The organism is Rhodococcus sp. IEGM 1408 (genome assembly GCF_033142235.1).
GTDB lineage: Bacteria > Actinomycetota > Actinomycetes > Mycobacteriales > Mycobacteriaceae > Dietzia.
Genome location: NZ_JAWLRW010000002.1, coordinates 237,453 through 256,984 on the forward strand (window position 1 = coordinate 237,453; position 19,532 = coordinate 256,984).

Below are 19,532 nucleotides of genomic sequence, written 5' to 3' on the forward strand. Positions count from 1 at the left end.
GACGGCGAGGCGATGACCGGTGAGACTCCGGCGACGGTGCCGTGTCACGCGGCAGAAGGAATTGAGGACGAGATGACCGAACAGTCAGCCAGCACCCCCGACGAGCCGACGGCGGGCGCACCCGCACCGACTCCCGGGCCGCGCCCCGGCGCGCCGTCTCCCGCCGCGCTGGCGCGCAAGGTCGCACCGCGGCCCACCGCCGCCGAGCCGCGTGCGGTCCGCGCGTCGGATCCGTCCCAGTGGGGGCGGGTCGACGACAGCGGCGCCGTGTTCGTCCGGACCGCCGCCGGCGAGCGTCAGGTCGGATCCTGGCAGGCCGGCACCCCTGAGGAGGGCCTCGCCCACTTCGGTCTCCGGTTCGACGACCTCGTCGCGGAGGTGACGCTGCTCGAGGCCCGCCTGGAGTCCCATCCGCAGGACGCCCGCAAGACCCGCTCCTCCGCCGAGGCCCTGGCCGAGCAGATCCCCACCGCCGCCGCCGTGGGCGACCTCGACGCACTCGCCTCCCGTGTCACCGCGATCGTCGAGCGGTCCGTCGCCGTCGAGGCCGAGGCCCGGCAGCGCAAGGACTCCGAGCGTGCCGGTGCGATCGCCCGCAAGGAGGCGCTGGCCGTCGAGGCCGAGGAGATCGGTGAGTCGTCGACCCAGTGGAAATCCGCCGGCGACCGGCTGAGGGAGATCCTCGACGAGTGGAAGACGATCCGGGGCATCGATCGCAAGACCGATGACGCCCTGTGGAAGCGCTTCTCCAAGGCGCGTGAAGCGTTCAACCGGCGTCGCGGATCGCACTTCGCGGACCTGGACCGCAACCGCGCTTCGGTCAAGCGGGTCAAGGAAGAGCTGATCGAGCGCGCCGAGGCGATCTCGAGCTCGACCGACTGGAACGACACCGCGACCGCGTTCCGCCGCCTGATGGACGAGTGGAAGGCCGCGGGCCGCGCGCCCCGCGACGCCGACGACGCCTTGTGGAAGCGGTTCAAGGCCGCCCAGGACACCTTCTTCGACGCCCGCCACGCCGCCGCCGCGGAGCGGGACGCCGAATTCGAGGACAATGCGACCGCCAAGGAAGCGCTACTCGCCCACTACGAGGGCCGCATCAACCCGGCAACAGACCTGGCCGGGGCTCGCTCCGCACTGCGTGAGCTCCAGTCGCGCTGGGAGGAGCTCGGGAAGGTCCCCCGGGACAAGATGGGACGGCTCGAGGGCCGGATCCGCGCGATCGAGAAGGCGGTCTCCGACGCGGCCGACACCGAATGGCGGCGTACGGACCCGGAGGCCAAGGCACGCGCTGCCCAGTTCTGGGTGAGGGTCGAGGACTACGAGGCACAGGCCGCCAAGGCGGAGGCCGCCGGCAAGTCCGGGGACGCGGAGAAGGCCCGCGCTCAGGCCGCGCAGTGGAAGGAGTGGGCGGAGGCCGCGGAGAAGGCGGTCGACACCCGCTGACGGGAGAATAACGAGACCGGGCGGGGCGATGGCCCGGCCCGGTCTCCTCCGTCTACGGTCACGTGGTCCCTGGACGCCCAGGTGACCGGTGCTTCCGTGACCGGCAGTCTTTTCCCCGGTCGCTCTAGTCGCCGTGGCGGGCGGATTCTTCGAGTTCCTGCTGTTCAGGGGTCCGCGCCCACAGCACTCCCGCGAGCACGACGGCCAGGGCGAATACCAGGATCTCGCTGAGGTACAGCCCGATTCCGGGGGCACCGAAGTCCTGGAAGTCGGGGTTGGGCCCGCGGCCGGACTGGCGGAGCCAGATTGCCAGGATCCCGTAGACGGCGGCAACGCAGCTCGCGCTCCACGCGATCCCCGCCGCCCACCACTTCTGGCTGAGGATCATGACGGCGCCGAACAGGATGGCGCCGATCGAGTACAGCCAGACGAACACCTGCGACGGCAGCGACGTCTGCTGCTCACTGGCCACGGTGGTGGAGAAGAGGACGTCCAACCCCCGCACCCCGTCGCTGTGCGGTAGAGCCAGTGCCGCAGCGAGCAGCACGATCAGGACAGCCGACGCGAGGTAGGCCTTCCCGATCACCAGCGTGCGGCCCAGCACCCGGTCCTTGCTTCTCATCTCGGACTCGGCGTTCCGAGTGACTTCCATGATCCCCGCGATGGGGTCGGGGCGGTCGTCGGTGCTCACGTGGGGCAACCCTTCTCTGCGATGTCGGCCTCTGACCTGGCAACCTCGGTGAGGCCGATGGTAATCGTGTCGCGTCGCAGGGTCGGCAGACCGAGTCCCACGCCGATCGGCGGGGTCGACGGCTTCTCGCCAGCCTCATGACGATCGCCCGCCCGAGTGCGCCGGACGCTGAGGACGCCGTCGTCGGCCATGAGATGATGCGGCGCGGCGGCGGTGACGCGCGTGGTGACGACGTCACCGGGCCTGACCTGTGCGGCATCCCCGCCGATCGGCGCGAAGTGCACCAGACGGCCGTCCCGGGCCCGGCCGGTCATCCGAGCGGTGGCGGCGTCCTTGCGTCCCTGGTCGGCCGTGACGAGGAGCTCCACCACCTTGCCGATATGCGCTTGATTCTCCTCGAGGGTGATCCGCTCCTGCAGTTCGATCAGGCGCATGTAGCGTTCCTGCACCACGGCCTTGGGGATCTGGTCCTCCATCGTGGCCGCCGGGGTTCCCGGTCGAGGCGAGTACTGGAAGGTGAAGGCGCTGGTGAACCGGGCCTTCTCGACCACGTCGAGAGTGGCCTGGAAGTCTTCTTCGGTCTCCCCGGGGAACCCGACGATGATGTCGGTGGTGATGGCTGCGTGCGGCATCGCGATCCGGACGCGGTCCAGGATCCCCAGGAACTTCTCCGACCGGTACGACCTGCGCATGGCCCGCAGGACGCGGTCCGACCCGGATTGCAGCGGCATGTGGAGCTGCGGACAGACGGCCGGCGTCTCGGCCATCGCCTCGATCACGTCGTCGGTGAACTCCGCCGGGTGTGGGGAGGTGAACCGGATCCGTTCGATCCCCTCTATCCGACCGGCCGCTCGGAGGAGCTTGGAGAACGCGCCCTTGTCCGAGGGTTCGTCGGGGTCGTGGAAAGACCGACCGTACGCATTGACGTTCTGCCCGAGGAGCGTGACTTCCATCACTCCCTCGTCGGCGAGGGCCTGCATCTCGGCGAGCACCTCGCCGGGACGCCGGTCCACCTCTTTGCCCCGTAGCGACGGCACGATGCAGAACGTGCACGTGTTGTTGCACCCGACGGACACCGACACCCAGCCCGCGTACGACGATTCCCGCGTGGCGGGCAGGGTCGACGGGAAGTGCTGCAACGACTCGGCGATCTCCACCTCGGCGCGCTGGTTGTGCCGCGAGCGCTGCAGCAGCGTGGGTAGGTGACCCAGGTTGTGGGTGCCGAACACCACGTCGACCCACGGTGCCCGCGAGACCACGACCTCTCGGTCCTTCTGCGCCAGACACCCGCCCACGGCGATCTGCATGCGGGGGTTGACGTCTTTCCACGGCCGGAGGTTGCCGAGGGTGCCGTAGAGACGGTTGTCCGCGTTCTCGCGGACGGCGCAGGTGTTGAAGACCACCAGGTCCGGCAGCGTGCCCGCGTCCGGATCCGCCTCGCCCTCGAACGGAACATAACCGGCGGCGTCGAGCACACCGGAGAGTCGCTCGGAGTCATGAACGTTCATCTGACAGCCGAAGGTGCGCACCTGGTAGGTGCGTCTGTCGACGCCGTCGAGGCGAGCGTCCTCCGCCTCCGGCTGCAGGTCGGTCACGAGAGAATCCACGCAGGCCAGGGTACTCAGGGCGACACCTGGGCCGCCAATTCGGCGTTCACCACTGCCACTGCCAACCCCGTCGGATAGCCCCGACGGGCGAGGAACGCCACCAGCCGGCGCCGCTCCCCCTGTACATCCGCCCCCGGACCGGTGTCAGTGGGCTTCCGCGACAGGCGTGCGCGCACGAGCTCCGCCGCCTGTTGCTCGTCATCCGACTCGTCGATGTCGGCGACCGCCCCCGCGATGTGTGACTCCGCGACACCCTTGTCGCGGAGCTCACGCTCGAGAGCCCCCCGCGAACGTCCACGCCGTCGTCGCCGACCTCTCACCCATTCCGAGGCGAAGTCGGCGTCGTCGATGAGGCCCCACACTCGGATCCGTTCCAACGCCTCATCGACGGCGTCGGCTGGATACTCCTTGCTCAGCAGCTTCTCGCGCAGTTCGTGCTCGCTCCGTGGCCGGTATCGCAGCAGGCGGAGCGCTGACACCGCGGCCTGGTGTGCCTCCGGGGCCAGCGGCGGCAGGTCCGACGTCGTGGATGCCCGGGACTCCACCGCCGCGACAGCCGAGCGGAGCTCGTCGGGAACGATCGTCCGCCCCGGGTCGACTGCCCGGGCGTTCTCCTCCCCCATCAGAATTCGACGGGCACCACGTCGATCGGAGCGTCCGCGTCGGACTCCGCCTCGATCTCCGCGATCTCCGCGATCTCCGCTCCGGCACCGATGTTGAGTTTGTCGAGTATCTTGCGCTCGATCTCGTCCCGGACCTCCGGGTTCTCCTTGAGATAGCGGCGGGCGTTCTCCTTGCCCTGGCCGAGCTGATCCGGGCCGTAGGTGAACCAGGAACCCGACTTCTTGACGAAGCCGTTCTCCACACCCATGTCGATCAGCGATCCCTCACGGCTGATGCCCTCGCCGTAGAGGATGTCGAACTCCGCGATCTTGAACGGCGGCGCGATCTTGTTCTTGACGACCTTGACCTTGGTGCGGTTGCCGACCGCGTCAGCACCGTCCTTGAGGGTCTCGATCCGGCGCACGTCCAGACGGACCGAGGCGTAGAACTTGAGCGCCTTACCACCGGTGGTGGTCTCCGGCGAGCCGAACATCACGCCGATCTTCTCGCGCAGCTGGTTGATGAAGATCGCGGTGGTGTTGGTGTTGTGGAGCGCACCGGTCATCTTGCGGAGCGCCTGACTCATCAGCCGGGCCTGCAGACCGACGTGGCTGTCCCCCATCTCGCCCTCGATCTCCGCCCGCGGCACCAGCGCCGCGACGGAGTCGATGACGAGGATGTCGATGGAACCGGACCGGACCAGCATGTCCGCGATCTCCAGCGCCTGCTCACCGGTGTCCGGCTGCGACACCAGGAGGTTGTCCGTGTCCACGCCGAGCTTGCGGGCGTATTCCGGGTCCAGCGCGTGCTCCGCGTCGATGAACGCGGCGATTCCGCCTGCGGCCTGCGCATTGGCCACGGCGTGGAGCGCGACCGTGGTCTTACCGGAGGATTCCGGACCGTAGATCTCCACGACGCGTCCCCGGGGGAACCCGCCGATGCCGAGCGCGACGTCGAGCGAGAGCGCGCCGGACGGGATGACCTTGATCGGCGGCCGGACGTCATCCCCCAGCCGCATGACCGAGCCCTTGCCGTAGGCCTTGTCGATCTGCGCGAGAGCCAGCTCCAGCGCCTGCTCCCGGTTCGCCGCCGCGCCCGGCTTACTCGTATGTGTCCTGGCCTTAGCTGCCATGGTGCTCTCCGTTCGTGCTCGACCCCCGGTGTGGAGCCGGTCGGTCTGTGTGGTGTTCTCACTGCCGGACGTTACGGGTCGGGTACGACACGACACCGTCGCGCGAAGCCCGGCGACCGCTCCCTGTGGAGGGATGACGCCCTGTGGACGGGAGGTCCCGTTGTCACATACCCACAGTGTAGGCGAACGCCTGTTCGAGATCTAGCGACACGCCGTGCCGGGGTTCTAGCGCATCTGTTCTAGCGCAGCTGTTCGGGGACCTCGAACTCCGCGCACAGAGCCAGCCAGACCTGCTTGACGGAGGAACCGTTGTCGATCGCCTCGTGGGCGGTCCGGCCGCCGAACGCGGCCAGATGGTGGGAGCGGACCAGGTGGTCGGCCCTGAGATCCCCGAAGGCCTCCATGGTCCGTGCCCGGAACTCGGTCAGTGTCACCAGCTAGCTCACCTCTCCTCCGCGGACGACGGCGGGCCGCCGGCGGTGTCGCCAGCGGCCCGTGTCGGATGCACTTACTGTTGTTCGGTCTGCGCCTGCTGCTGAGGTGGCGTAGCCGGATGTGCCTGGCCCTTGGACAGCTCGCCCGCGGCGCCTGCGCCCTGACCGAGCTGGCCGCCCTCCGACTTCATCGAAGCGCGGATCTGCTCGAGCCGGCTGTGCCCGGCCATCTGCGTGGAGGCCTGCTCGACCTCCATCATCCGTCCCTGGACCGAGTTCTGGGCGAGCTCGGCGGACCCGAGAGCATTGGCGTAACGCCGCTCGATCTTGTCGCGGACCTGTTCCAGGTTCGGGGTGTTGCCGCCCGAGGAGAGCTCGGACATGGACTGCAGCGACGCGCTGACCTGCTCCTGCATCTTGGCCTGCTCGAGCTGGCTGAGCAGCTTGGTCCGCTCCGCCACCTTCTGCTGCAGGACCATCGCGTTCTGCTCCACGGCCTTCTTGGCCTGGCCGGCCGCCTGGAGCGACTGGTCGTGCAGTCCCTTGAGATCCTCGACGTTCTGCTCGGCGGTGACGAGCTGGGCCGCGAACGCCTCGGCGGCGTTCTCGTAGTCCGTCGCCTTCTGCACGTCGCCGTTCAGGTGGGCCTGCTCCGACATCTGCAGCGCCTGCCGGGTCGACCCCTGCAGCTTCTCGATGTCCGCGAGCTGCCGGTTGAGCTTCATCTCCAGCTGACGCTGGTTGCCGATGACGGCGGCCGCCTGCTGTGAGAGCTGCTGGTGCTGGCGCTGCGCGTCCGAGATCGCCTGCTGGATCTGGATCTTGGGGTCAGCATTCTCGTCGATCTTCGAATCGAACAACGCCATCAGGTAGTGCCACGCCTTGGTGAACGGATTGGCCATAGCTACGTAGTGTCCTTCTGCCGATTCGGACGACGGGTCGATACCACGGTACCGAACAACGTCGAGGTGCGACTACTCAGTGCCGCGCGCCGGGTTCAGGCGGCGAGCACGGGTTCCGTGATGGTGCCCGGGGGCGAGACCTCGAGTGCCGCCCGGATCAGGATCTCACCGAGCGAGACGTCGAGGGCACCGGAGACCGAGGCCAGGAGCTCGCTCGAGGCCTCCTTGCGCCCGCGTTCGATCTCAGAGAGGTACCCGGGGCTCACGCGGGCGGCATCGGCGACGTCCCTGAGGGTCCGCCCCGATTCCCCGCGCAGCCCGCGGAGCACCGTCCCGAGGGTCTCGCGGAGCAGCGGGGGCCTGCTCCGGTGGTCCGGTCGGGGCAACGTGGTCATCTGGATGTTCGGCATCACGGGGTACAACGCGTCATGTCCCGGATTCGTTCCCGTCGTCGTCGACGACTATCCCGAGGAGCAGTTCCAGCGCGGTCGTACACGCCCCGCGACGGATGGCACCGCGGTCCCCCGTCAGCGATACCCGTATGGACCACGGGTCGACACCCGGCGCACTCACCCCCACGTGAACCGTCCCGACCGGTTGGCCCTCCTGCAGGTCCGGGCCCGCCACCCCGGTGAGTCCGATCCCGACGTCAGCGCCGCACCGGCGGGCCGCGCCGACGGCGAGCGCCCGGGCCGTCTCCGCCGACACCGCTCCGTGTCGGTTAAGGACATCCTCCGGGACGTCAGCGAGTCGGTGCTTGAGGTCGGTGGCGTAGACGACCAGTCCGCCGCGGAGAACGTCGCTCGCGCCCGGGACCTCGGCCACCGTCGCGGCGAGCAGTCCCGCGGTCAGGGATTCCGCCGTCGCCAGCGTCCACCCGCGCGCACGCAGAGCCGAGACCGCGGCGGCGGCCAGGTGGTCAGGAGATCCCGTCGCGGTCATGCAGTACCCGATCCCGGTCCCGCTCAGCGCTCGGCCCTGGCGGCGCGACGCGCCTTGACCAGGTAGTCGATTCCCGTGTAGACGGTCAGGACCAGCGCCACGCCGATCACCGCCCACTCGATCGGCCACACCCAGTGCGGCAGCGGGAGGATCAGCATGCCCAGGCCGACGGTCTGGGTGACGGTCTTGAGCTTCCCGCCCTTACCGGCGGCCACCACGTAGTCGACTCCGAACAGGCGCCACAGGGTGATCCCCACCTCGCGGACGAGGATCAGAAACGTCACCCACCAGAACAGCTCACCGAACAGCGAGAGCGAGATCATCGCAGCGGCGATCAGGGCCTTGTCCGCGATCGGGTCGGCGATCTTGCCGAAGTCGGTCACCAGCCCCAGCTTCCGGGCCAGGTACCCGTCGACCCAGTCGGTCGCCATCGCCAGGGCGAACACGACGAACGCTCCCGCCCGCCACCACGGGTCCTGGGCGTCAGAGATGAAGAAGAAGACGACGAAGACCGGGACCAGTACGACCCGCAGCACGGTGAGCACGTTCGCGATGTTGAGAACGGGCACCTCTCCGGTGGGGTGGCCGTGGTCAGTGGTGGAAGCTCTCACCCCTCCACCCTAGCGAGAACGGTGCGCATACCCTTGATCGCACACCCGACCCCCACACACGAGGGAGAACCACCCCGATGCCGCTATTCGCCGTCACCTACCGCTACGAGGCAGCGCAGACCGAGGAGCGCGAGGCGAACAAGCCCTCCCACCGCGAGTGGCTCTCGGAGCAGGTCCGGGCGGGGACCATCCGCTCCGTCGGCCCGTTCGTGGACGGCTCGGGGGCGCTGTTGCTGGTGCAGGCCGCTGACTCCCGCGCCGCCCGTGAACTCGTCGCGGACGACCCCCACTGTCTGCGGGGGCTGGTGCCGGAGATCACTGTCCGGGAGTGGCTGCCGATCTTCGGCGCCCTCGCCTGATCCCTGCCGCCACACCGGCCCGACCACACCGGCCCGACCATGCCGGCCCCGGTCAGGTCAGCCCACCGGTGACTCGTCCAGGCTCTCGCTCGCGGCGGGCGCGTCCGCCGGCTCGTCCTCCGGCGGCGTGCCGCCCCTGATCAACCAGAGCACGGACGCCAGTTCCTCGGGCTTGACCAGGACGTCGCGGGCCTTGGACCCCTCGGAGGGCCCGACGATGTCCCGCGACTCCATGAGGTCCATGAGCCGACCGGCCTTGGCGAAGCCGACCCGCAACTTGCGCTGCAGCATCGAGGTGGAGCCGAACTGGCTCGAGACCACGAGCTCCACGGCGGCGAGCAGGTCGTCGAGGTCGTCGCCGATGTCGCCGTCGACCTCCTTCTTGGAGGACTCCTTGGCGGCGGTGACGGTGTCGTCGTATTCGGGCTCGGCCTGGTTCTTGGCGTAGTCGACGACCGCGTGGATCTCCTCGTCCGTGATGAACGCTCCCTGCATGCGCACGGACCGCGATGCCCCCATCGGGATGAAGAGCCCGTCGCCCATACCGATCAGTTTCTCCGCGCCCGCCTGGTCGAGGATGACCCGCGAGTCGGTGAGCGAGGACGTCGCGAACGCCAGCCGTGACGGCACGTTGGTCTTGATCAGACCGGTCACCACGTCGACGGACGGACGCTGCGTGGCGAGCACCAGGTGGATGCCGGCCGCGCGGGCCTTCTGGGTGATGCGGACGATGGCGTCCTCGACATCGCGCGGGGCGGTCATCATGAGGTCGGCGAGCTCGTCCACCACGGCCACGATGTACGGGTACGGCCGGTACACGCGCTGGCTACCCGGCGGCGTGGTGATCTCCCCCGACTTGACCCGCTCGTTGAAGTCGGTGATGTGTCGCACCCGCGTGGACTTCATGTCCTGGTAGCGCTGCTCCATCTCCTCGACGAGCCAGGCCAGCGCGGCGGCGGCCTTCTTCGGCTCGGTGATGATCGGCGTGATCAGGTGGGGGATGCCCTCGTACGGCGTCAGTTCGACCATCTTCGGGTCGATGAGGATCAGCCGCACCTCGTCCGGGGTCGCCCTGGACAGCAACGACACGAGCATCGAGTTGACGAAGCTGGACTTGCCCGAGCCCGTCGAGCCGGCCACCAGGAGGTGCGGCATCTTGGACAGATCGGCGGTGACGAAGTCGCCCTCGATGTCCTTGCCCAGCCCGATGAGCATGGGGTTGTGTTTGTTGGCGGTCTTGGGGTCGGTGAGGACGTCCGCGAGCCGCACCAGTTCACGGTCGAGGTTGGGGACCTCGATACCGACGGCCGACTTGCCGGGGATCGGGGCGAGCAGACGCACGTTGTCGGTGGCCACCGCGTAGGCGATGTTCCGGTGCAGGGCCGTGATCTTCTCGACCTTCACCCCGGGGCCGAGCTCGACCTCGTAACGCGTGACCGTCGGGCCACGCGTGAACCCGGTGACGGCCGCGTCGATCTTGAACTGCTCGAGGACGCCCTGGATGGCCTCGATCATCTTGTCGTTGGATTCGCTGCGCGCCTTGGGTGGATCCCCTGCCGTCAGGAGACTCACCGGCGGAAGGGTGTACTCGACCCCGTTGAGGAGTTGCTTCTGCGAGTCGAGCCGCTCGGCGTCGGAGTCCGTCGCGGTGTGGGTCGGCGGGGTGTTGGTCTGCGGTATCGCCGCGGTGTCCACCACCGCCCTGGTCACCACCGCCCTGTCCACCGCGGCCTCATCGGATCCCGTGGGGCCCGGCGCATCCGGCGCGTCCGGCGTCGCGGCCTTACGCGACGTGCGAGGAGTACGGGCGGGGGTCGCGGCAGGGGCCGCGTCGGGGTCGATCTCGGGCTCGGGAGTGCGAACGGGCCTGGCGGCTGCCGGCATCTCGACCGTCTCCCCGGTCGTGGGGGTCTCAGACCACGCGGCCACCCGACGCCTGGGCGATCGACGGACCGCGGGTCGCTCACCCTCGGCCGGGGTACCGGCTGCAGTGATCGGATACGCGGTGGTGGCGTCCGCGTCGTCCCAGATCTCGTCGTCGTAACCGTCGTCGCAGTCCTCGATGTCCCCGCTGCCGTCCCAGCCGAAGAACCCGCGAACCAATCCCGGGATCTCCCGAGCAGGCCTGCCCACCAGAACCAGGACACCGAACGCGACGAGCAGGACCAGCAACGGGACGGCGACGAAGACGGAGAGCCCGGCCTCGAGCGTGCCCCCGACGATCCGACCGAGTACGCCGGCCCCCGAGCGGACGCCCTCGGGATCCGAGGGTGAACCGGAGCCGAGATGCCAGAGCCCCAGCACTCCCAAGGCCGTCACGGTGGTTCCGACCAGCCATCTGGAGTGGACCTCGGGTCGTGGTTCCCGCGCCATGACGAGGGCTCCCCAACCGCCCAACAGCAGCGGCAGGAGTGCGCCGGGGGTCCCGACGACGGTCCGGATCCCGGTATCCGTCCACTGTCCGACGGGGCCGGCCGCACCGAACCACACGGCTCCGGCGACGACGATGGCGAGGCCCACCAGGATCAGTCCGAGGCCGTCCCGTCGATGCGGCGGCGCCACCTTGTCGTCGTCGGTTCCTCCACCCAGGCCGCGCACGCCGTGGCCGACGCCCTTCGCCATCGCCGACCACCCGCCGCGCAGGCCACGGCCCACAGCGCCGAAGGCGCCGGTGGTCCGGACCGGTGCGGCGACGGTCGTGCGGGAACCGCTACGCGTCCCCGATCGGGGTGTGGAGACGACCGCACCGCGTCGGGAACCGCCCCCCCGGGACGACGACGAGCTCGACGTGGTCGATCGCTGCGCTCCCGACTTCGCTGCCGGTCGTCGTGCACCCGGGGCCCGGGTGGATCGCGTGCTCGAGCTTGATGCCATGGGGGTCACTCTATCTGCTCGAACCCCACAGGTAACAGCAGCCACACGGCCGGGGTGAGGTCCGGGGTGAGGTCAGAGCCCCCGGGAGACGGCGTGGACAGCGTCGATCCCCTGCTGCGCTCCGGATATGTCCACATCGACGGCCGTCCTGCCGAACGCCCACAGGAGCAGTTCGACCGGCGGCGCCGTGATGCTGACGAGGGGGGCCAGGGCGGCGCCCGTCGACACCGCGCCGGGCTTGGTCAACCGGATCTCCGGAGGGGTCCTCAGTTCGACCCGTGCCGCGACCCGCCGCAGGGACGTCTTGGCGAAGGTGGTCCCGAGCGACCACACCCGGTCGAGATCCTCGATGTCGAAGGCGCGTGCGGTCCACTCCCCGCCCGCCCGACGGACGTCCTCGTGATGCACGAGGTACTCTGCGGCGTTGGCCACCCGATCCGCGTACTTCAGCGGCGAGTACCACGGCGCGCCGCCGTCGATCTTCTCGAGCAGCTCTGCCCAGGGACGCTCGGCCTCGCGCAGTCGCAACTCCTCCAACCGCGCGGCGAACGCGGGCACGACCACACCGGCTGCCGCATCGGGTCGGAACTCCCGTACCACGAGGTGGGCCGCCAGATCTCTGGTGGTCCACCCCTCGCACAGGGTCGGCGCCTCCGGCCCGGTGGCACGCATCGTCGCCACGAGGGCGCTCCGCTCCCGCCGGGCCAGAGTCCGCCGATCAGTGTTCACCGCGATCAGGCCTCGGAGGCGACTGAAGTGATGACCGTCGGGACGATCATGGGCTTGCGACGCCACTTCTCGGAGACCCACGACCCGACGGTCCGCCGGACGGCCTGTGCGAGACGGTACGGGTCGGTCTCGCCCTCTCCGGCGAGGTCCCACAGCGCGTTCTCGACCAGCTCGACGACCGGGTCAAGAGCGCCCGGCTCGTCGGTGAAGCCCTTGCCGATGATCTGGGGCTTGCTCACCGGACGACCGGTGCGGGGGTCCACCACGACGGTGGCGACGATGAAGCCGTCCTCGCTGAGCGCCGTGCGGTCCGCCAACACGGTATCGCCGATGTCACCGGTCGACAGACCGTCGACGTAGAGGTTCCCGACCTGGACCTGGCCGACGACGGAGGCCTTGCCGTCGATCAGCTCGACCACGACGCCGTTCTGCGCGAGGACCACGTTCTTCTCCGGCACGCCGGTGGCGATCGCGAGGGCCTTGTTGGCCCTCAGGTGGCGCCACTCGCCGTGGACCGGCATCGCGTTCTTGGGGCGGACCGCGTTGTAGACGAAGAGCAGCTCGCCCGCGTCGCCGTGACCGGAGACGTGGATGGTGGCGTCGCGGCCGGTGACGACCTTGACGCCCATCTGCGACAGGCTGTTCTGCACGCCGAAGACCGGCTCCTCGTTGCCGGGGACGATCGAGGACGAGAAGAGCACGGTGTCGCCCTCGGAGAGGTTGATCTGCCGGTGCTCGCGACGGGCCATCCGGGAGAGTCCGGCCATGGCCTCGCCCTGGGTACCGGTGGTCATCACGAGGACCTTGCCGGCGGGGAGCTTGGCCGCCGTGTCCATGTCCACCAGGACCTTCTTCGGGTCGGTGAGCAGCCCCATCTCGAGGGCGATCTCCATGTTCCGGATCATCGACCGGCCGGTGAGTGCGACCTTCCGTCCGTTCGCGGCGGCGGCCTCGAGCACGGACTGCACGCGGTAGACGTTGGAAGCGAAGCAGGCCACCACGACGAGCTGACGCGCGTCGGAGATGAGCCGGGCGAGCGTGGGTCCGACCTCCGCCTCCGAGCGGCTGATGCCCGGGGTGGTGGCGTTGGTGGAATCGAGGAGCAACAGGTCGATGCCCTCGTCGCCGAACCGCGACATCTTGGGCAGGTCGGTGGGTCGCTTGTCCGTGGGCAGCTGGTCGAGCTTGATGTCGCCCGACATCATGACCGTGTTGTCACCGGCCTTGATGACCACGCCCAGGCACTCCGGGATCGAGTGGTTGACGTCGAAGTAGCGGACCTGGAACTTGCCCAGATCGCTGACGCTGGACTCGTCGACCTGGCGGAAGACCGGCTTGATGCGGTGCTCGCGGCACTTGGCCTCGACCAGCGCCAGGGTGAACCTGGAACCGATGATCGGGATGTTCGGGCGGAGCTTGAGCAGGAACGGGATCGCCCCGATGTGGTCCTCGTGGGCATGGGTGAGCACCAGTGCCTCGACCTGGTCGAGGCGATCCTCGATGTGGCCGAAGTCCGGGAGGATGAGGTCGACGCCGGGCTCGGTGGAGCTCGGGAAGAGCACACCACAGTCCACGATGAGCAGCTTCGAGTCGTACTCGAAGACCGTCATGTTGCGCCCGATCTCGGAGATCCCGCCGAGTGCGACGATGCGCAGGGCGCCCTTCCGCGGCTTGGGCGGGCTGGGCAGACGAACAGTCATGTCCGCGCCCTGCATGGTCTTCACGCCACCGAACTCGGCGGTCGAGGTGTCATCCCGGCCACGCCCCCGGCCGCGTCCGCCGCGGTTACGGCTCCCGCCCTGGTCGCCGCCGCCCTGGTTTCCTCCACCACGGTTGCCGCCGCCCTGGTTTCCTCCACCACGGTTGCCGCCGCCCTGGCCACTGCCGGCGGATGAACCGCGGCCGCGGGAGCCGCCCTTGGGCGCGTCCTGGGTCTTGCCCTGCTGGGACCTGCCCTGCTGGGACGAACCCTGCTCGGTCCTGCCCTGCTGGGACGAACCCTGCTCGGTCTTGCTCTGCCCCGGCTGGTCCTGACCGGAGTTCTCGGCGGGCGCCTTGGCGACGGCCTTCGGCTCCGTGAACTGCACGGCTGCGGCCGCGGCCGGTGCCGGCTCGCCGGTGGGGCGGCCCGCTGCGCGACGGGTACGACCGCGTCCGCGGCTGTTGGTCGGATTCTCTGTCATCTGATGACTCCTGCTCTGTGCAGCAGCGACGCCAGTGCGTCCCGCTGCTCGGTGGTCGGTGGTAACTGCGGGAGTCGCGGCGCTCCGGCCGAGATTCCTAGAAGTTCGAGTGCTGCTTTGGACATCGACACGCCGCCGAGCGCCCGCTGGGCGTCGAAGAGCGGGAGGAGTCCGAGGTTGATGCGCCGTGCTGTCTCGACATCGCCGTCCAGGAAAGCCCGGCGGAGCTCTACCAGTCGTGGGGCGGCCACATGGCCGATCACGCTGACGAACCCGCTGGCGCCCACGGCGAGCCACGGGAGGTTGAGCTGGTCGTCGCCCGAGTAGTAGACGAGGTCGCAGTGCGACATCACGGTGACGGCGTCGTGGAAGTCACCCTTGGCGTCTTTGACTGCGACGATATTCGGATGCGACGCCAGTCCGATCAGGGTGTCCGCCTGGATGGGCACCACGGATCGCGGCGGGATGTCATAGAGCATCACCGGCCGGTCGGTGGCGTCGGCGATCGCCCTGAAATGGGCGTCGAGACCAGCCTGCGTGGGCTTGGAGTAGTACGGGGTCACCACCAGCATGCCGTGGGCTCCCGCTCCCGCTGCCTGACGTGCGGCGTGCACGGAATGCGCGGTGTCGTAAGTGCCCACACCGGCGACGATCGTCGCCCTGTCCCCCACCGCGGCCAGAACTGTCTCCAGGACCGCGATCTTCTCCGCATCCGTGGTGGTGGGTGATTCGCCCGTGGTGCCGGAGACGACGAGACCGTCGCACCCCGAATCCACGAGGTGTTCTGCGACACGTGCGACGGCCTTCAGATCGACGTATCCGTCGGACCCGAATGGGGTGACCATCGCCGTGAGAACCGTCCCGAAGGGCGCAGGGCGCCCCATATCGGCGGGGGTCTGCCGACTGCCGGTCGGCATGGGCCCCCCAGTGGTCACGTGTGTCATGGTCTCCCAGAGTACCCGCAGCAGACGCCATGGCCCGATTCCGGCCCGCGTATCCGTGTCATCCCTCGAGGACGTACGGGCTCACGGCGATCTCGGAGCCGTCTTCCAGAGTGGCGATCTCGAAGTCGGAGAAGACGGCCGGTGCCGCGTCACGCAGCTGCCTCAGGACGTCGATGGCCAGCCCGCGGATCTCCGTGTCCGCGTGCTCGGTGGCACGCATGCCGATGAAGTGGCGCCACGACCGGTAGTTCCCGGTCACCACGATCCGCGTCTCGGTGGCGTTGGGGAGCACCGACCGCGCCGCTTGCCGGGCCTGCTTGTGCCGCAGCATCGGGTTGGGGACGTCGGCGAACCTGTCCTCCAGCTTGGCCAACATCTCGGCGTAGGCATCCCGAGACGCGTCGGTGGCGCGACGGAAGATCTCCACCAGCTCGGGGTCGTCGGCGATGGCGGGGGGCGGAACCACCTTGGAATCGTGCTCGGGGACGAACCGCTGCGAGAGCTGGCTGTAGGAGAAGTGCCGGTGGCGGATGAGCTCGTGGGTGCACGAGCGGGAGATGCCGGTGATGTAGAACGTCACGCTCGCGTGCTCGAACACCGAGAGGTGACCCACCTCGAGGATGTGTCTCAGGTACCCCGCGTTGGTGGCGGTACGCGGGTTGGGCTTGTCCCAGCTCTGGTAACAGGCCCTGCCGGCGAACTCCGCCAGGGCGGATCCGCCCTCCGCGTCGGTGTCCCACCCGAGATCATCGGGCGGGGTGAACGCGGTGTGCGCGACCAGGCGGGCCTGCCGCCGGACGAGCTCGGACATCGGTGTACTCCCTTGATTGCGTGGTGCCCGGCCGGTCAGCCGAGAAGATGTGCGGCCACAGTCGCGGCGATCTCGGCCGCGGCGTCCAGATCATCACGCCCGGGCTCCCCGGTGAGCTGGATCGCGGGCGCGACCTGCCGCAGGCCCCACCCGGTGGCGATCCGCTCGACCGAGGTGACCGCCCCGGAGGTGTCGTTGTCCCCGTGCACGCACAGCGCGTAGGGGCGGCCCGCTACTGCACCCTCGCAGGTGTAGTAGGTGCGGTCGAAGAAGTGCTTGAGCGCACCGGACATGTAGCCAAAGTTGGCGGGGGTCAGTAGGACATAGCCGTCGGCCCGGAGGACGTGGTCGTCTGTCGTCGCCAGCGCCGGGACCGACTCGACCTCGATCCCCTCCAGATCCGGATGGGCGAGACCGGCCAGGAGGGACTCCAGGATCCGGCGCAGGCGCGGCGACGGCGCATGGTGGACCAGCAGGACGGTGGTCACTGCGAGTCCTCGGCCGTCGGCCCGTCCGCCGCCAATCCGTCCGCCGTCGACGCCTCGGCCGCACGGAGGCTGATGGCAGCCCGCATCACCTCACGCGCCCGGGTGCGGTCCCCGGCGTGATCGTAGGCGCGTGCCAGACGGTAGTTGGTACGCCAGTCGTCCGGGGCAGCCTGGAACTCCACGCTGACCCGGTCGAACAACTCGTCGGCGGCGGCGTGTTCGAGCCGGCCGGACGGCCGGTGCTCGAGGTCGGTGATGTCGAGCTCGATCCCCTCCGCGGCGGCCGCCGCCGAGATCCGCTGGAGCTCCACCCCGTTCCGCAGGATCGCCCACGTGGCCCAGGCGCCGACGACGGTCAGCAGGATGATCCCGACTCCCAGGCCCCGCAGGGCGAGGTGCTCGGATCGGCTGATCATGGACCACCCCAGGTAGAGCAGGTACCCGAAGGCCACCACGAGCGCTACCGCCGTGATTGCCATGACCAGAGGTTTGACGACCCTGTCCACGCGCCGGCCTACAGGTCCATGAAGGCGTCGAGCCCCACGGTCAGGCCGGGGGCACCACCGATGGCCCGGACGCCCAGGAGGACACCCGGAGCGAACGAGGTCCGGTCCAGTGAGTCGTGCCGGATGGTCAGGGTCTCCCCCCGGGTTCCCAGGAGCACCTCCTGGTGTGCGACGAGACCGGTCAGTCGTACCGAGTGGACCCGGACCCCGTCGACATCGGCCCCGCGCGCGCCCTCGAGCTCGGTGGACGTGGCGTCCGGGGACGGCCCGAGTCCGGCCTCGGCGCGGGCGGCCCCCATCATCTCGGCCGTGCGGTGGGCGGTGCCGGAGGGAGCGTCAGCCTTGTTGGGGTGGTGCAGCTCGATGATCTCGGCGGACGGGAAGTACTTGGCCGCCTGGACCGCGAAGCGCATCATGAGGATCGCGCCGATGGCGAAGTTCGGTGCCACCAGCACGCCTGTGCCCGGGTTGGCCTCGAGCCACCCGCGGAGGGAGTCGAGCCGCTCGTCGGTGAAGCCTGTCGTGCCCACCACCGCGTGGATGCCGTGGGCCACGCAGAACTCCAGGTTGGCCATGACGACGTCGGGATGGGTGAAGTCGACGACCACCTCCGCGCGGGACTCGATGAGCGACTGCAGGGGATCACCCTGGTCCACCTCGGCGACGAGTTCCATGTCCTGTGCCTCGCGGATGGCATCGCAGATCGCCGTGCCCACCTTGCCGCGGGCCCCGAGTACTCCGACCTTCGTCACCGTCACCGTCTCCTCTGTGGTCGTCGAGTCTGTGGTCGTCGAGTCCGTGGTAACCGAGTCCGTGGTCACCGAGTCAGTGCTCGCCGAGCAGGACACCAGCCTATCCGCCGACACGTGCCAGCAGCCCAGCCGCGCCGCCCCTGCCCGGCATGCCGGGGCCCACGGCCGCCAGACTCCAGGGCGCGGTCTCGCCGGTCCAGTAGTCGGCGACGTCGTCGCGGGTCACCGTCCGGAGCCTCCGCAGCGACTCCTCCACGGTGACCACCGTGTCGCGGTCCAGCAGGTGACGGCCGATCCGCGTCATGCGCGACAGCGGATCGTCGAGGCCTAGCGTGATGGATCCGGTGAGGTGTCCGATCGCGCGGTCGACCTCGTCGCCGTCAGGCGGATCGGTGACCATCCCCGCCACCACATCGGCGAGAGCACCGCACAGTGCATCGACCCGTCCGACCGGACTCCCGGCGACCACCGAGACGAGCCCGGTCGCGCGGAACTGGTCGATCGACGCGTACACGGTGTACGCCAACCCCAGCTCCTCGCGGATCCGTTGGAACAGCCGGGAACTCAGGCCCCCGCCGAGGACCGCGGTCGCGATCTGCGCGGCGGCCCGGTCCCGATGATCGCGGGCGGGAGTCCTGCGCACCAGCGCCAGGAGCACCTGCTCGGAGTCGTCGTCCTCCCCCACCAGTACCGACGACGGCGCCCAGCCCAGGCGTCCGTCCGTCTGGCCGGAGGGGGGCGCAGCGGGCTGGGTCGCGGTCGGCGCCACCCCGGGCCCCGCGGCGACCACGGCCGCCAGGGGGCCGTCGGCGATGCGCCGGACCAGGTCGTCGTGGTCGATCCGTCCGGCGGCGGCCACCACGACGTCGCCCGCGCGCAGGACCCTCCGGTGGAACGACCGCAGGGTCTGGGCGTCGAGGGCCTCCACCGACTCCTCCGTTCCGATGATCGGACGGGCCAGGGGATCTGTGCCCAGCACGGCCCCCGTGGCGAGTTCGCAGGCGAGGTCCTCGGGGTCGTCGGCGCGGCCCGCGAGCTCGTCGAGCACCACATCGCGCTCGATCTCCACGTCCTCGGGCGCGCACGACCCGTTGGCCACCACGTCGGTGAGCACGTCCACCGCCGTCGCCAACCCCTCGGCCGGGACGTGGACGTGGTAGCAGGTGTGCTCCCGGCCGGTGTACGCGTTGAGGTCGCCGCCCAGGAGGTCGATCCGCTCGGAGAGCTCGCGACCCGACGCCGTGGCGGTCCGCTTGAACAGGACGTGCTCGAGGAAGTGCGCGGCGCCGTGCTCGTCGGGGCCCTCGTCGGCGGAACCGGAGTTGATCCACACCCCCACCGCGGCGGTATGACACCACGGGAGGTTCTCCGTCACCACCCGGATCCCGGGGATCGACCGGTCGACCCGGATCGTCGAACTCACGTCACGAACTCCTTCACGCGAACGAGGCACGCACCCGGAACCTGCGGGGTGCGTGCCTCGGGAGGAGCCGGGGGGCGGTTGCCCGCCCCCCGGCATCG

20 protein-coding genes are annotated in these 19,532 nt (G+C 69.5%); 2 read left to right on the forward strand and 18 right to left on the reverse strand.

Annotated elements, in window-relative coordinates; genetic code table 11:
- Positions 1-72 precede the first annotated feature (72 nt).
- Positions 73-1,443, forward strand: a complete 1,371-nt coding sequence (locus R4P08_RS03955; RefSeq protein ID WP_317812457.1) for a DUF349 domain-containing protein — start codon at positions 73-75, stop codon at positions 1,441-1,443.
- A 124-nt stretch (positions 1,444-1,567) separates the two neighbouring features.
- Here R4P08_RS03955 and R4P08_RS03960 read toward each other — a convergent pair whose 3' ends face one another.
- From R4P08_RS03960 to pgsA, 9 genes are all read right to left on the reverse strand, one after another.
- Complete coding sequence (locus R4P08_RS03960) at positions 1,568-2,134, reverse strand: hypothetical protein (protein WP_317812458.1); 567 nt, start codon at positions 2,132-2,134, stop codon at positions 1,568-1,570.
- The gene (gene miaB / locus R4P08_RS03965; protein WP_317812715.1) at positions 2,131-3,729 is read right to left on the reverse strand and encodes a tRNA (N6-isopentenyl adenosine(37)-C2)-methylthiotransferase MiaB; all 1,599 of its coding nucleotides are present in this window, start codon (positions 3,727-3,729) and stop codon (positions 2,131-2,133) included. The genes R4P08_RS03960 and miaB overlap by 4 nt, the downstream gene beginning before the upstream one ends.
- Before the next feature lie 26 nt (positions 3,730-3,755).
- Positions 3,756-4,364 carry a regulatory protein RecX gene (locus tag R4P08_RS03970; RefSeq protein ID WP_317812459.1) on the reverse strand — a complete coding sequence of 203 codons (609 nt, stop codon included), beginning with the start codon at positions 4,362-4,364 and terminating at the stop codon, positions 3,756-3,758.
- Positions 4,364-5,476: a recombinase RecA gene (gene recA, locus R4P08_RS03975; protein ID WP_317812460.1), complete on the reverse strand. Its 1,113-nt coding sequence runs from the start codon at positions 5,474-5,476 to the stop codon at positions 4,364-4,366. The genes R4P08_RS03970 and recA overlap by 1 nt, the downstream gene beginning before the upstream one ends.
- A gap of 239 nt (positions 5,477-5,715) precedes the next feature.
- Positions 5,716-5,910, reverse strand: coding sequence for a DUF3046 domain-containing protein (locus R4P08_RS03980; RefSeq protein ID WP_317812461.1), 195 nt, complete (start codon positions 5,908-5,910; stop codon positions 5,716-5,718).
- A gap of 74 nt (positions 5,911-5,984) precedes the next feature.
- Positions 5,985-6,812 carry a PspA/IM30 family protein gene (locus R4P08_RS03985; protein ID WP_317812462.1) on the reverse strand — a complete coding sequence of 276 codons (828 nt, stop codon included), beginning with the start codon at positions 6,810-6,812 and terminating at the stop codon, positions 5,985-5,987.
- 95 nt (positions 6,813-6,907) lie between these two features.
- The gene (locus R4P08_RS03990) at positions 6,908-7,222 is read right to left on the reverse strand and encodes a helix-turn-helix transcriptional regulator (protein ID WP_317812463.1); all 315 of its coding nucleotides are present in this window, start codon (positions 7,220-7,222) and stop codon (positions 6,908-6,910) included.
- 16 nt (positions 7,223-7,238) lie between these two features.
- The gene (locus tag R4P08_RS03995) at positions 7,239-7,754 is read right to left on the reverse strand and encodes a nicotinamide-nucleotide amidohydrolase family protein (RefSeq protein WP_317812464.1); all 516 of its coding nucleotides are present in this window, start codon (positions 7,752-7,754) and stop codon (positions 7,239-7,241) included.
- Between the two features lie 23 nt (positions 7,755-7,777).
- On the reverse strand, positions 7,778-8,365 hold the full coding sequence (gene pgsA / locus R4P08_RS04000; protein ID WP_317812465.1) for a CDP-diacylglycerol--glycerol-3-phosphate 3-phosphatidyltransferase: 588 nt from the start codon (positions 8,363-8,365) through the stop codon (positions 7,778-7,780).
- Between the two features lie 77 nt (positions 8,366-8,442).
- Between pgsA and R4P08_RS04005 the strand changes: the two genes are divergently transcribed.
- On the forward strand, positions 8,443-8,724 hold the full coding sequence (locus R4P08_RS04005; RefSeq protein ID WP_317812466.1) for a YciI family protein: 282 nt from the start codon (positions 8,443-8,445) through the stop codon (positions 8,722-8,724).
- A gap of 57 nt (positions 8,725-8,781) precedes the next feature.
- On the opposite strand, the gene R4P08_RS04010 is transcribed toward R4P08_RS04005, so the two are convergent.
- The 9 genes from R4P08_RS04010 to R4P08_RS04050 form a co-directional block, all read right to left on the reverse strand.
- Positions 8,782-11,346, reverse strand: coding sequence for a DNA translocase FtsK (locus R4P08_RS04010; protein ID WP_411741153.1), 2,565 nt, complete (start codon positions 11,344-11,346; stop codon positions 8,782-8,784).
- Between the two features lie 324 nt (positions 11,347-11,670).
- Entirely contained in the window at positions 11,671-12,327 is a 657-nt protein-coding gene (locus tag R4P08_RS04015) for a TIGR03085 family metal-binding protein (protein WP_317812468.1), read from the reverse strand.
- A 5-nt stretch (positions 12,328-12,332) separates the two neighbouring features.
- On the reverse strand, positions 12,333-14,510 hold the full coding sequence (locus R4P08_RS04020) for a ribonuclease J (RefSeq protein ID WP_317812469.1): 2,178 nt from the start codon (positions 14,508-14,510) through the stop codon (positions 12,333-12,335).
- Entirely contained in the window at positions 14,507-15,394 is an 888-nt protein-coding gene (gene dapA, locus R4P08_RS04025; RefSeq protein WP_411741165.1) for a 4-hydroxy-tetrahydrodipicolinate synthase, read from the reverse strand. Before dapA ends, R4P08_RS04020 begins: the two co-directional genes overlap by 4 nt.
- A gap of 118 nt (positions 15,395-15,512) precedes the next feature.
- Entirely contained in the window at positions 15,513-16,265 is a 753-nt protein-coding gene (gene thyX, locus R4P08_RS04030; protein ID WP_317812471.1) for an FAD-dependent thymidylate synthase, read from the reverse strand.
- Positions 16,266-16,300: 35 nt separating this feature from the next.
- Complete coding sequence (locus R4P08_RS04035) at positions 16,301-16,753, reverse strand: flavodoxin family protein (protein ID WP_317812472.1); 453 nt, start codon at positions 16,751-16,753, stop codon at positions 16,301-16,303.
- Positions 16,750-17,232: a hypothetical protein gene (locus R4P08_RS04040; RefSeq protein WP_317812473.1), complete on the reverse strand. Its 483-nt coding sequence runs from the start codon at positions 17,230-17,232 to the stop codon at positions 16,750-16,752. The genes R4P08_RS04035 and R4P08_RS04040 overlap by 4 nt, the downstream gene beginning before the upstream one ends.
- A 35-nt stretch (positions 17,233-17,267) precedes the next feature.
- Entirely contained in the window at positions 17,268-18,011 is a 744-nt protein-coding gene (dapB, locus tag R4P08_RS04045) for a 4-hydroxy-tetrahydrodipicolinate reductase (protein ID WP_317812474.1), read from the reverse strand.
- 100 nt (positions 18,012-18,111) lie between these two features.
- Positions 18,112-19,434, reverse strand: coding sequence for a pitrilysin family protein (locus R4P08_RS04050; RefSeq protein WP_317812475.1), 1,323 nt, complete (start codon positions 19,432-19,434; stop codon positions 18,112-18,114).
- Positions 19,435-19,532 lie beyond the last annotated feature (98 nt).